The 13,106-nt window shown below is 50.1% G+C and carries 10 protein-coding genes; 5 read left to right on the forward strand and 5 right to left on the reverse strand.

Features of this window, described 5'->3' with window-relative positions; genetic code table 11:
• Positions 1 to 16: 16 nt before the first annotated feature.
• Both gcvPA and FB479_RS14030 read right to left on the reverse strand, forming a co-directional pair.
• Positions 17 to 1,402 carry an aminomethyl-transferring glycine dehydrogenase subunit GcvPA gene (gene gcvPA / locus FB479_RS14025; protein ID WP_142065716.1) on the reverse strand — a complete coding sequence of 462 codons (1,386 nt, stop codon included), beginning with the start codon at positions 1,400 to 1,402 and terminating at the stop codon, positions 17 to 19.
• Positions 1,403 to 1,454: 52 nt separating this feature from the next.
• Positions 1,455 to 2,237 (reverse strand): SDR family NAD(P)-dependent oxidoreductase, encoded by a 783-nt coding sequence (locus FB479_RS14030; protein ID WP_106657247.1) that lies wholly within the window; start codon positions 2,235 to 2,237, stop codon positions 1,455 to 1,457.
• A gap of 263 nt (positions 2,238 to 2,500) precedes the next feature.
• Here FB479_RS14030 and FB479_RS14035 point away from each other — a divergent pair, with 263 nt between their 5' ends.
• Together FB479_RS14035 and FB479_RS14040 are read left to right on the forward strand one after the other, a co-directional pair.
• Positions 2,501 to 4,255, forward strand: coding sequence for a sigma-54 interaction domain-containing protein (locus FB479_RS14035; protein ID WP_106657246.1), 1,755 nt, complete (start codon positions 2,501 to 2,503; stop codon positions 4,253 to 4,255).
• A 59-nt stretch (positions 4,256 to 4,314) separates the two neighbouring features.
• A complete protein-coding gene (locus FB479_RS14040) occupies positions 4,315 to 5,091 on the forward strand; it encodes an arylamine N-acetyltransferase family protein (protein ID WP_142065717.1) in 777 nt (258 codons plus the stop codon).
• A gap of 387 nt (positions 5,092 to 5,478) precedes the next feature.
• Here FB479_RS14040 and FB479_RS14045 read toward each other — a convergent pair whose 3' ends face one another.
• A complete protein-coding gene (locus FB479_RS14045; RefSeq protein WP_142065718.1) occupies positions 5,479 to 6,912 on the reverse strand; it encodes a M23/M56 family metallopeptidase in 1,434 nt (477 codons plus the stop codon).
• Positions 6,913 to 6,916: 4 nt separating this feature from the next.
• Entirely contained in the window at positions 6,917 to 7,291 is a 375-nt protein-coding gene (locus FB479_RS14050; RefSeq protein WP_142065719.1) for a BlaI/MecI/CopY family transcriptional regulator, read from the reverse strand.
• Between the two features lie 112 nt (positions 7,292 to 7,403).
• Between FB479_RS14050 and FB479_RS14055 the strand changes: the two genes are divergently transcribed.
• Positions 7,404 to 8,072: a class I SAM-dependent methyltransferase gene (locus FB479_RS14055; protein WP_142065720.1), complete on the forward strand. Its 669-nt coding sequence runs from the start codon at positions 7,404 to 7,406 to the stop codon at positions 8,070 to 8,072.
• A gap of 48 nt (positions 8,073 to 8,120) precedes the next feature.
• Here FB479_RS14055 and FB479_RS14060 read toward each other — a convergent pair whose 3' ends face one another.
• Positions 8,121 to 9,668 carry a hypothetical protein gene (locus FB479_RS14060; RefSeq protein ID WP_255438415.1) on the reverse strand — a complete coding sequence of 516 codons (1,548 nt, stop codon included), beginning with the start codon at positions 9,666 to 9,668 and terminating at the stop codon, positions 8,121 to 8,123.
• Between the two features lie 456 nt (positions 9,669 to 10,124).
• On the opposite strand from FB479_RS14060, the gene FB479_RS14065 reads away from it, so the two are divergent.
• The gene (locus FB479_RS14065) at positions 10,125 to 11,528 is read left to right on the forward strand and encodes a sigma-54 interaction domain-containing protein (RefSeq protein ID WP_142065721.1); all 1,404 of its coding nucleotides are present in this window, start codon (positions 10,125 to 10,127) and stop codon (positions 11,526 to 11,528) included.
• A 202-nt stretch (positions 11,529 to 11,730) separates the two neighbouring features.
• A complete protein-coding gene (gene gabT / locus FB479_RS14070) occupies positions 11,731 to 13,080 on the forward strand; it encodes a 4-aminobutyrate--2-oxoglutarate transaminase (protein WP_142065722.1) in 1,350 nt (449 codons plus the stop codon).
• Positions 13,081 to 13,106 lie beyond the last annotated feature (26 nt).

Consider the following 13,106-nt stretch of genomic DNA (forward strand, 5'->3'; position numbering starts at 1 on the left):
TCCTCCTTTTTCGTTTTTACAAAATGCTTTTCATAGCGACAACGAGTGTATCAATATCCTCCTGGGTATGAACCTCCGTGACGCAGTAGAGCGCACATTGACCCAATTCCGGATAGTGTTCGGTTAAATCCACACCGCCGAAAATTCCTTTGGCGAGAAGCGCAGCGTTGATGTCTTTGACGGTTTTGCCCGTTTGCGAGAAGTCGATCACGAACTCTTTGAAGAAAGGAGCGGCGAATTTGGCCTCGACCCCAGGAAGAGAAGAGAGCTGCTTGGCTGCGTATTGGGAGCGCTGCATGATTCCTTGCCCGACTTCTTCCATGCCCACAGGTCCCATCGTCGCCAGGTACACGCCTGCGGTAATGCCCCATAGTGCGGTTTGCGTTCCGACGGACTCCTTGCCTTTTTCACGTTTGGCAAAAGAGGTGCGGTCGTATGCGACGTCTCCGAAGCCGTATTCGCCTTCGACTTCTGTCGGAGCGATTCCGAACAAGCGGGACGGATATTCCATGACGTAGGTCGGATCGTCATGTGTCGCGATAAAGCCGGATTGCCCGCCGCCGTAATGCATGTGTACGCCAAGCGGCTGCAAATCTCCGCAAACGATGTCCGCGCCGTAATTCGCCGGAGATTCCATCACGCCGAGAGAGATGGGATCGACGCCGACTACGCAAATGGCACCAGCTGCATGAGCCAAGTCCGCAATCATTTGTCCGTTTACTTCCACAGAGCCGAGGAAGGTAGGGTTTTCGAAGTAAACCGCTGCTGTATCTACACTTAGCTTTGCTTTTAGATCATTCAGGTCAAGTCTGCCTGTTTCGTTCTCAAAATCGATCAAGGTGACGGTAAGATCAGGAGAGGTATAGTTTTTGATGATCAAGAGCTTGTCGGGATGGATATTTTTCGAGACCAGTAGCTCTGTGCGTTTGGTGATACGCGCTGCCATGCGCAGAGCAGTAGAAGCAGCCTGTGCCCAGTCAAAGGTCGGAACGTTCACGACATCCATATCGACTAGCTCAGCTACGAGACTTTGGTACTCGAACAACGCCTGAAAACGCCCCTTGTCTTCATAAGGCTCACCAGCATACGCTGTGACAAACTCCGCACGGGAGTTGATTTCATCACAGACAGCGGGAACAAAATGCGGCCAGCAGCCTGCGCCGAGGAAGCTGATATTTTCTTTTGTGGTTTTGTTTTTGTTCATCAGTTGGTTGACGTGGCGCTCCAGCTCGTATTCGGTCAATGCTTTCGGGATGTTCATTTTTTCCTTTAGGCGGAGCTCCCCGGGAATGTCCGCATAGATATCCTCGATGCTGGAAAAGCCGATTTCAGCAAGCATTTTCTCTTTGACTTCAGGGGCAGAATTCGGAATATACGGGTGGGCACAACGCTGTACGCTCATCTCATGGTTCCTCCATCTCTTCGTTGGAATATTCAGTCGGAATAACGATCCATTAAGCCAAACCGCCGCCGTCGACGACCAGTACGGAACCAGTCACCCAGGATGACAGGTCGCTGGCAAAAAACAGGACAGCATTGGCTATATCTTGCGGAGAACCGAGACGCTCCAGCGGACGCCCTTGGGCAGAGGAGACGAGGAATGCTCCCTCTTCCTTTTCCAGCTGGCGCGCTTCTTCTCGCAATAGAGGTGTGTCGGTATCGCCGGGTGACACACAATTCACACGGATGTTTTCCGGACCGTGGTCAATCGCCATTGCTCGTGTCAGGTTGACGACGCCTGCTTTTGCCGCGCAGTAGGCCGCAGCCTTGTCACCGCCCTTGATGCCCCAGCCAGAGCCCGTATTAATGATGCTGCCTCCGCCTGTTTTCGCCATGACCGGAATGACGAATTTCGAGAGGTTGTAAGCCCCCTTCAAGGAGACATCGACGACCAGATCCCAATCGTCCTCTTCCAGCTCGACGACTGTCTTTCTTCGAATCACGCCTGCGTTGTTGAACAAAATATCGATGCGACCATACGCTTCCTCGATCGCTTTGGTTACTTCACGACAATCCTGTTGGGAAACGACATTGCATGTAAAATAACGGGCTGACCCGCCCGCCGCTACGATTTCTTGTGCCGCCTTTTCTCCGAGCTCTTCGTTGATATCAAGCAGCATGACATTTACTCCGAATTGCGCCAGTCGTTTCGCTGTTGCAAGTCCGATACCGGAAGCAGCACCTGTCACCAAGGCTACCTTTCCTTGCAGATTGAATACCTCGTTCGTGTTTACCATGGTTGATCACTCCCCCTAGTTGAAAAGTTTATATTGCAATCACTGTGCCAAGTACGAAATGAACCCCGCCGAGTTACATGCTCCTTGCTTGATTGCTAAAAAAGCTGATTTCACGAGATTCTGCGTGCGTGTTGGACCGTCATGGCAGTGACAAAAGTGGCAATGAGTTGTCATTATTGGCAAACATCAGGGGTAAAATGTTTGTGAATTGTCTAAATGTTTCATAAAATAGAAAGCAAGGACAATAAGCAGGGAGGATATCCATGGTTTCGTTGGATCTGTGCAAACCAGCCATCGAAAAGGTCATTACAAGCATTTCAGATATATTGAACGTGGATGCTGCGGTGATTAACGAGCGCGGCCTATTGGTCGTGAGTACAGAGCGCTACTTGAAACAAAAAGGCGAAAATGTGCATGTGCCCTCGATTGAGTTCGTGTTGGCAAAAGGACAGTATGTGGTAGACAAACCCGGCTCCATGGAAATGTGCAAAGGATGCCGTTTTCTCGACAGCTGCCCCGCCAAAGTAGAGCTGCTCTCTTCTATTAAGGTAGCTAATCATGCAATCGGGGTCGTTTCCCTCACATCCTTTACGAAGGAAGGTCAAAATCGCCTGTCCAAGCATACAGAGAAATACCAGCAAATCCTGACAGAAGTCAGCGAGATGATTACGGCGATTGTACAGTCCCATGCGACCAGACAGATCGAATCGTCTGATGACTCCATGAGGCTGTTGGAGGGAGCGCTGGATACAGTTGCCGATGCGTACTTCACATTTGACCGAAATGGCAATGTCATTCACACGAACGCCAGCGCGCGTAGACTGCTGTCCCAGCATGAACTGCTGCCTGCGGAGGTTTCACGGATGTTGCTGCCGTCATTATCACGGATGGCCGCGCATTCCTTGCCGATTGCCAATTGTCTCGTTGACAAGCTGGATGCTCCGACCGAGGCCACGCCGATCATCGTCAACAGTCAGCTCATTGGCGGCGTGCTTCGCGTGCAGAGGGGCTCGCTAACCATTCCGCGTTTGATGGATCATCAACCGAGCCGTTCGTCTGGCAAAGCGGATAGCCTTGCTCAAATCGTGGGAAACAGTCCAGCCATCAAACAGGTCAAAGAAATGGCGATGAAAATCGGTAACAGCAGCTCTACGGTACTGATTACCGGCGAAACAGGGACAGGCAAAGGGCATCTGGCAAAAGCGATTCACGAGGCAAGCACGCGAGCATACTACCCGTTTGTCGCGATCAATTGCGCCAGCATTCCGGAAAATCTGTTCGAAAGCGAATTGTTCGGTTATGAGGACGGCGCGTTTACCGGAGCCAAAAAGGGAGGAAAGCCAGGGCGCTTCGAAATGGCAGAGGGAGGTACGCTTTTTCTGGATGAGATCGGCGATATGCCACTCTCGTTGCAGGCAAAGCTGCTGCGTGTCTTGCAGGAAAAGGTCGTGGAACGCATCGGCGGCACGCGGTCGTTTCCCATCAATGTACGAATCATCGCGGCGACGAACCAGAACCTGGAGGAGCTCGTGGAGAAAAAAGCGTTTCGTGCCGACTTGTACTACCGGTTGAACGTCATTCCGATACACGTCCCGTCACTCGCAGAGCGCAAGGAAGACATCGAGCTCTTGGCCGTTTCATTTATGGAGAAGTACGGAGAGCAAGCAGGGCGCACCTTCTTCGGGATAGCACGAGAGGCAATCAATCAGCTCACGCACTATCACTGGCCGGGCAATGTGCGGGAGCTGGAAAACGCCATCGAGTACGCCATGAACATGGAGCAAGACACGGTACTGACTGTCGACAGCTTGCCTCCGCGCCTTCGTGCTCGTCCTTCAGTGGCTCCCTCGCATTCAAGTCCAGCTATCAAAGCGAGGGTCGCCGATGCACAAGCGGACGCCATTCGCGCTTCGCTGCAAAAGCACGGCAGTGATTTGAAAGGAAAGCAGCGGGTGGCCGAAGAACTCGGGATCGGGCTTCGCACCCTGTATCGAAAGCTGAAGCTGCTCGGTATATAAGGAAATCGTGCTGGAGCGTGTCGTATACTTGAGGGAGAACCTAATTAGGGGGAAGAAGCATGAGTGAACTGAATGCCTTATTTCGGAAAAGAATCGGTATGCCAGAAAATGAAACGATTACCTTCGAGACATTGGATCGCCTCCTTGATCTGACAGCATTGGCGATTCCTTTTGAAAACCTGTGCATTATGGAAGAGCGAACAAGCGTAATCTCTAGAGAGTCCGTCATGGAGAAGATACTGGTCAGAAACGAAGGCGGTCTTTGCTACGAGCTCAACCCGATGCTGTATTTCTTCTTGCTGGAAAATGGCTTTGACGCCCATCTGATTCGCGGAGTTGTTTACAGGCAGGACATTGGCGAGTACTACACGATTGGTCGAACGCATGCCACGATTTTGCTTACATATGAGGGGCAAACGTATTTGCTCGACACGGGTTTTGGTTCGAACCTGCCGTTAAAGCCTGTTCCGTTAACCGGAGAGACCGTTTCTTCGCGCAATGGTGAGTTTCGGATCAAGAAAGAGCAGACGGAGTATGGCGATTATGTACTCGAAATGAAGCTGCGGCACAAGGATACGGACTGGAGAATCGGCTATACGTTTGATTCGCAGAAGCTGGTGACGGATGAAACGGAATTAAACGAGATTCAGACGATTATTGTTGGTCATGAACAGTCTCCCTTCAACAAAAGCCCTTTGCTGACGCAGTTGACAGAGAGAGGCAATGTTACGTTGACGAACAGTTCTTTCACGCAATGGGTGGATGGCGTCTTGACGAAAGAGGAGATTGACGGCAAACGGTTTAAAGAGCTGTCGAAGCAGCATTTTGGGCTATAGGAAAAATGCAGAAATGATTGCTAGAAAAGCGGTGAAAATAAGGACTTTGCTTGTTCGGGAAGGCAAACGCTTTACTTCTTTCCCTTTGTACCAGCCGCTAAACTGAAGTTTGTTTCGGTAAAAAACAAGGATAAGAATCATATTGGCGAACAATAAAAGGAAGAACGGTGCTCCTTCTAGAGTGATCATGAACAATCTGGACTCAAGAAAAAACAGCAGGGCTAAGCCCGCAAATAAGATGATGACCACTCGCACGAATTCTAGAAGAAACGTGAAAATATTCAACATGGTGTGCCTCCAAATTCTACATTTCTCACTCGTATTGTGGCAGTTTTCTGGATGGAAACCCATCAGATGATCTTAACCTGATGGGTTTTCATCATGAGGTTACTTCTGTGTTTGCGAAGTCTCCAACAGCTTCATCGGATCAACGGGTACACCATTTTCGAGAACCTGAAAAGCAAGATGCGGTCCCGTGCTGCGTCCCGTACTTCCCAACAGACCGATGAGCTGGCCTTGGGTCACAGTAGCTCCAGCGGTGACCTCCAGCTTTTCCAAGTGTGAATAAACCGTTTGATACCCGCCTTCATGCTCCAGAATGATCTGGTTGCCTTTCCCTGTTTGTGTATCGTATTCAGCCTTGACCACCTTACCGGCCGCGGCTGCCTGAACGGGCGTATTCAGTTCGTTTACGATTCTCAAGCCTATTGTTTGATCAATAGGGCTTTTGATTGTACCTTCTGCGGGGACGACAAAGGTCTGCTCGTTCCCTAGCGCTTTTTTTGCATCAGTCAAAGTGAAGACGCCTAAAGCCAAGACGACCACGATACCAGATAGGGTCCACGTATACGCTCGTTTTTGAAAGTGACGAATCATTTCTATTCTCCTTTTCACCTGTTTTTTGGAGCTGGAGAACCCGGCTGTGAAGCGAATTGGTTTGGGCCGGGCATTCAGCTCGAGCATTTTGATCATGGTGTATCCGTAGCGAGGTACCTCCGTCTCCTGCAAATAAGTCAAAGCCAAGGCATCACAAGCCATTTCCTGATCCTGACGCATGCGGGAAGCGGCGTACCATAACAACGGGTTGAACCAGTTGAGGATCAGCAGCACGCTCATGATGCTGTTTACAGGAATATCTCGTCTTTTCCAATGTGCCAGCTCATGCAAAAAAATGTGGCGCAAATCATGCTCGTTGAGCTTGTCCAAAAGATTTTCCGGCAGCCATATTTGCGGTCGCCAGATGCCCATCAAGGCAGGGCTTGTCATCTGGTGACTCATGCGCAGGGGAATGGACTTGGTGACGCCCATCTGTTTTTTGCATTGGGAAAAGACGCGCAAAATGGCTTCATCCTGTACAAACACATCGTTTTTTAGCTGAGAGAGCAATCGGTATGTATTGCGAGTCATGGTGACAGCGAAAATGGCGACACCGCCGATCCAGATGAGGGAAAGCAGGCTGATCCAGGAAAAGCTCGCTTCGTTTGCTAGAGAGGCATCTGGTTGGAGGGCAAATTTATGCGGATGCAAAGCCTCTGTAGGGAGAACAATCGGTTCCGTAGGCGGATGCGCTCCCTGTATGGATGTCCAAGGCGAAGCAGGCAGCCAGTTATACAAACTGATCGTGCTGTCTATCGACCAAGGAACCGCGAGCTTCCAGAGAAGCAGGAACCATACGGCGTGGTGCCAGCGGATGGAGAAATGCTTTTTGCCGAGCTGCTGGCAGAGCAAGATCAGGAGCACAAGAAGACTGGCCTCGATGGAGTTATACAGTGTCCACGTAAAGCCTTGATTGAGGGTGAGTGTGAGCCATTGCCAATCCACCAGCTTATATCTCCTTTTCGGAAAGAATTTTTTTCAGCTCGTCAATCTCTTGGGAGGAGAGCTTTTCTTCTTTTAAAAAGTGAACCAGCATGGGCTTTAAGGCCCCGCCGTACACGCGCTGCAGAAAGGATTGGCGCTCTTGGCGCTTGCATTCTTCCTCAGTGAGCATAGGAGAGTAATAGTAGACGCGATTGACCTGCTCATAGGTGAGAATGCCCTTTTGCAAGAGGCGGCTGAGCAAGGTTTTGATTGTGTTGTCTTTCCACGTCTTGTTGTCTCGCAGGGCGTGGATGACATCGGCTGCTGTAGCGGGTGACTTTGCCCAGATGACCTTCATAATCTCCCACTCGGCATCGGAGATTCGCGGTTGCTCGTCCAAGTAAGCTACCTCCTTCGATTACATTTGTAGTCGTTGATTCTTTTTTAAAGATTACAATCGTAGTCAACAGGTGTCAACTATCATTTTGTAAATCCGTTCCAAGTGGGCATCGTTGGAAGATGACAAGCAAATTGGTACACTGAAGAAAAATTGGATAAAGGCTGTGATAGATATGAATCTGGCCGAGCAGTTTGGCGATATGGATATTTACTTGTTTGATCAGTTGTTAAAGGGACGGGTTACGGAGGAAATGCAGATACTCGATGCCGGTTGCGGTTCGGGGCGGAATTTGGTCTACTTTTTGCGAAATGGCTATTCGGTGTACGCGGTTGACCAATCGGCAAAAGCCATTGAGGCTGTACAGCGGGTGGCATCGCAATTGGCGCCAAACTGGTCAGCAGAGCGCGCTCGTGTGGAACCGATTGAGTGCATGAGCTTTGAAAACGAAAGCTTCGATTTCATCATCAGTAATGCCGTTCTACATTTTGCTGAAAACGAAGAGCATTTTCGCCAGATGCTAGAGGAGCTGTGGCGGGTACTGAAGCCAGGAGGCATTCTATTCATGCGTCTTGCTTCCTCGATCGGGATTGAGGATGCTGTACAGCCACTGGGAAATGAACGTTATTTGTTGCCAGACGGAAGCACCCGTTTTCTCGTAAAGGAACGGATGATGGTGGGCATGACGGAAAAACTGCAAGGCGTGTTCCTGGAGCCAATCAAAACGGTGAATGTAGCCGGACAGCGTTGCATGAGTACGTGGGTAATCAAAAAGAATGCCTAAGCACCAAAAGCCGCCTTCCTGTAGGAGAGGCGGCGTCTTTTTTCTCCCTCAAAAATCACGTGTCTGATCAAAAATAGCAAAAAGCTCGTCCACATCTACTTCCACACCCGCAGTAGCCAAATTCCGTTTTGCCGACTGAAGCAGCTCAACGAGCACAACGAAAATTTCTTCCCGCTCAACCGTTTCAATAAAGCCAGTCCGGCGATCCATTTTGTTGAAAGTGTCTGTGTACTCTTTGACCCATGCACGCAAAGCAGTTTGTATTTCTTCCGCATTCGTCGCGTCTTCGCTGCTTTGCTTTTCGAGCGCGCTGATCGCGGTGTTCATTTTTTTATAGAGATTGGCAGCCTTGTTGGCATGGGCCTTTGAGATGTGCTCTCTGCCATCCCAATCGCGAAACGGATTGGTTAAATTATTGGCCAGCCATTCGGGCTTGCGCGGCTTGGTGATGGACAAATCCAGCCCATTTTTCACTTCTTTTTTGTAGGCGGCTTTAATGGTTTTGGCTGCTTCTGCTGGCAGGCTTGTCATCCAGAGCGTAGAGAGCTTGGGACATTGATCTGGCGAAGGGAACTCGTCCCCGGAGAAGCCAAACAGATCGTAGGTCGTAAACGTCAGTAGCTCCTTCAAGTGCTTGATGCTGCCCACATTGCTGAGTGTACCAGGCTTGCCCCACAGACGGATGTCCTGAAGCGAGGGATACCGCTGGACGAGTGGCTGCAAGTCCAGCTCCGTCACATTGCGCAGATGGAGTCCTCCTAGATGGTCAAGTCCGCGGTGAAGCGGCAGCGAATCTGAGAACGAGGCGGTTAGCCAATACCCATCCTGCTCAGCTTCTATGAACAGGTTGGATGAAATGGCCTTGTCCAGTATAAGATCTCTTAGACAATCGTTTAGATGCAGTGACTCCAGCCCGTCCGCGTTTTGGAGAGAGAATTTACTGAGATGGCTTCCTGTCAGATCAAGAGAGGAGCGACTTGCTTTCTCCAGGTGTAGTTCCCGAATAAACGGATTGCTTTTAATAAAGGCAAGCAAGGAATCGTTAGGCTCCTCTGCATGGATGCTTGTCAGGCAAGGCAGCTTTTCCAATTCAGAGATGTCCGTCAAGCTTCGCAGGATGTCGGCACGAAGGACGTTGGTTGATCGGCGCAGGCTCTCCCCGCCCAGTGAAATCATCGTGTCATCATTTGCGGCCTGTTTGAACTGCTGGCGACGCTCCTCGGGAATTTGATTCCATTTATGTTGACGATACAGGCTCCCTCCGACATCCCAACTGCCGTAGCTCCTTGTCTCTTCTGTCACGAGAGGTGGTATATTCCCTACTTTTATGTAGCCTTTAGGCACGACATTATCGACATAGCTGTGCTCCAGTACGTTGTTCCAGAAGAAGTAGTCGCAATATAAGGGCTTCATCTGATGCAGCTCTGATTCATCAGGCAGTGTATCGCTGCTCCAGTCGAGTTCGAGGATACTGATGAGGTTGGCGTTACTCGTGCCAGGCTCTTTTATCGATGTGACCTGGCAAGCTGTGTACTTTTGCAGCTTCTCGACAAAAACACAGTAGATGTCTCCGACTGTAGGCGTCATTCCTACCATCCTTTCCAACGAAACGGTTTCCCCTAGCTTCTTTGCTTTTCATTCATTTGCCTTTCCTTTGATTTTTATATTGAAGATAGGACATCCAAAAAACCAAAACGACTGTAATGCCTACGGTAATCTTTCTGTTTATTCCCATGTTGATGTCAAGATCAAAGAAACTGAATGCCAAAAGCCCAAGAATAACAACTAAGAGTATCCTAATGATGGTATCGCCTCCCTTTTTTCTATCGTTAATGTAATAAAATTATTTGAAATAATGTTATAAATTGTCGTTTTGAATATGAATTTTTTGTGAAAATCATTTTCTGCTAGAATGAAGAAAGGCACGTGCATGTTGAAGGGTATATGGATGAACATTAGGGGGATTTTTGCAGGTTTTAAATGTGTCCCTCTCATATAAAACAGTCGTGAATGTTATGTTTTTAATCATAACCTACGTGAGGCGGCGAAGAGATGAAGAAAGAAGAGAGCACGGAGAAGTGGATGAGCCGCGTATTGGAAGCCATTGTTGAAACGTCTCGCGATCATTTGTTAATCACGGACCCTGAGGGCTACATCCGGCTGGTTGGCGATTCGTCCTATGATGTGTACGGCATCGCGAAGCAAGAGCTCTTGGGCAAGAACGTCATCGAGCTGGAAAAAAGGAAGGTCTTTTCTCCATCTGTCACGCGAAAAGTCATGGATGCCAAGACGCCGCAGACGATCATGCAGGAAATACCCGGCGGTCGAAAGCTGATGGTGACGGCGTTTCCCGTCTGGAACGAGGATGGCAGCATGCATTCGATCATCAGCTATTCCCATGACCTGACGGAAATTATGGAATTGAAACGCCGCTACGAAGGTCTGACAGAGCAGCTCAAGCAGTTTGAAACCGAGATTGAGGAGCTGCGCGAAAAGCACCAGGAGGGCTTCGTGGCAGTGAGTCAGCCGATGCAAGCCATTGAGCGACTCATCAAAAAAGTTGCGGCTGTCGATTCGACTGTCCTGATCCTCGGGGAATCGGGTGTCGGGAAAAATGTGATCGCGAAAGAAATTCATCGCAATAGCCGTCGGGCGGGTGGGCAATTCGTGGATATCAACTGTGGCTCGATCCCGGAGGGCTTGCTGGAATCCGAGCTGTTTGGCTATGAGGCTGGTTCGTTTACAGGCGCCGCCAAGCAGGGCAAGCAAGGGATTATCGAGATGGCGAACCAAGGGACTCTTCTTTTGGACGAGCTGGGGGAACTGCCGCTGACCTTGCAGGCCAAGCTGTTGAAGGTGATTCAAGAAAAACGGCTGCAGCGTGTTGGGAGCACGCAGTACCGCGACGTGGACTTTCGTCTGATTGCCGCCACCAATCGCGATTTGGAGAAGATGGTGAAGGAAGGGAAGTTCCGGCAGGACCTGTATTTTCGCCTGAATGTTGTCCCGATCCACGTCCCGCCGTTACGAAATCGGCCAGAGGATATCGCGGCTCTCCTAAAGCGCGTCGTGCGCTCGCTCAATGAACGATACGGAATGGACAAGCGTCTGGACCCTGTCGTGACACATGCTTTGATGCAGTACGAGTGGCCCGGCAATGTGCGCGAGCTGGAGAACGTCTTGGAGAGAATGGTGGTCACAGCGGACGAAGATGTGATCACTTCTCAGCATCTGCCCGCGGAAATCAGGCTGGCAGGGGAAGAGCAGGCAGCCATGGAGCCGAGTCTGGCTACTTCCAAGATGTCGCTTCGGGAAGCACTGGAACAAGTTGAGGAAAAATGGCTGCGCTTCGCATCCGAGCACTGCCGGACCACGGGAGAAATCGCGGATTTTCTCGGCATTAGCCAGCCCTCTGTCGTGCGGAAGCTGCAAAAATATCAGATTCGCACCAGGTGATTCAAAAATGAATAGCTAATTCAAAAATGAATCAAATATCCGAGTGTTTCGATTCATTTTTGAATAATTCGATGTGCTTGGAGTGCCGGAAACGCGATTTCATCAAGCTCTGGCGTTTGGCATAGGTATTGCTACATATCGTGGTTGAGTTTACAAGCAAGCAATCCAACTAATACCATCTCGAACGAGGAGAGGAAACGATATGTCCAAACAACGTCAATTTGTAAACGTAGCTGCTGGTGTGCCAGGTCCAAAGGGAGCGGCTCTGATTGAAAAAAGAAAGCAGTTCGTTCCAAAAGGTGTCGGCAACAACACCCCTGTTTTTGTAGAGTCAGCTTCAGGTGCATTGGTTACGGATGTGGATGGCAATACGTACATCGATTTTGCCGGAGCGATCGGTACACTGAATGCCGGACACTGCCCACCGGAAGTAGTTGAGGCACTAAAAGCGCAGCTGGACAAATACATTCATCCTTGCTTCCATGTAGGGATGTATGAGCCATATGTGGCCTTGGCTGAGAAGCTGACGCAAATCACGCCAGGCAGCTTTGAAAAGAAGACGATGCTCGCAAACAGCGGGGCAGAAGCAGTAGAGAACGCGGTAAAAATCGCCCGCAAATACACAGGACGCCCAGGCATCATTTCCTTTAGCCGCGGCTTCCATGGTCGTACGCTTCTGGGCATGTCACTGACTTCCAAGGTGAAGCCGTACAAATTCCAGATGGGTCCATTCGCTCCAGCTACGTATAAAGCGCAGTTCCCGTATCCACTGAACAAGCCGAAATCCATGACAGATGATGAGTACGCGCAATTCTGCGTGCGTCAGTTCGAGGACTTCCTCTTGACTGAGGTTGCACCGGAAGAAGTGGCTGCCGTGATTATGGAACCAATTCAGGGAGAAGGTGGCTTTATCGTTCCGCCTGTGTCCTTCGTTCAAGGTGTCTACAACATTTGTAAAAAGCATCAAATCCTATTTATTTCCGATGAGATTCAAACAGGCTTCGGTCGTACTGGCGCCATGTTTGCTTCTACCCATTTCGGCATCGAGCCAGATATCATCACCATGTCTAAATCCATCGCGGCAGGCTTGCCCATCTCTGCGGTTACGGGACGCGCAGAAATCATGGATGCGCCAAACCCAGGTGAGATCGGCGGTACCTATGGAGGAAGCCCGCTCGGTTGTGTAGCCGCATTGGCGGTCATTGAGAAAATGGAGCGCGAAGACTTGTCTGGTCGTGCGCAGGTGATCGGGGACAAGATCAAGGCGCATTTCCATGCGTTGCAAAAAGAGTTCCCTGTGATCGCAGAGGTGCGCGGGCTGGGTGCGATGTGCGCTGTAGAATTTATCGATCCAACAACCAAACAACCAGCGAAAGAGCTCGTTGCTGGCTTGACCAAAGGCTGCTACGAGTCTGGCGTCATCGTGCTTTCGGCTGGCGTCCACAGCAACGTACTGCGTTTCCTGTCTCCACTGGTTATTACAGACGAGCAGCTGGAAGAGGCACTGGACATTATGACGGATGTTCTGAAAAGCCAATACGTGACGAACTAAAACGCCCGAGGGGGTTCTCCATACTC

The sequence above is a fragment of the Brevibacillus sp. AG162 genome (genome assembly GCF_006715575.1).
Taxonomy (GTDB): Bacteria; Bacillota; Bacilli; order Brevibacillales; family Brevibacillaceae; genus Brevibacillus; species Brevibacillus brevis.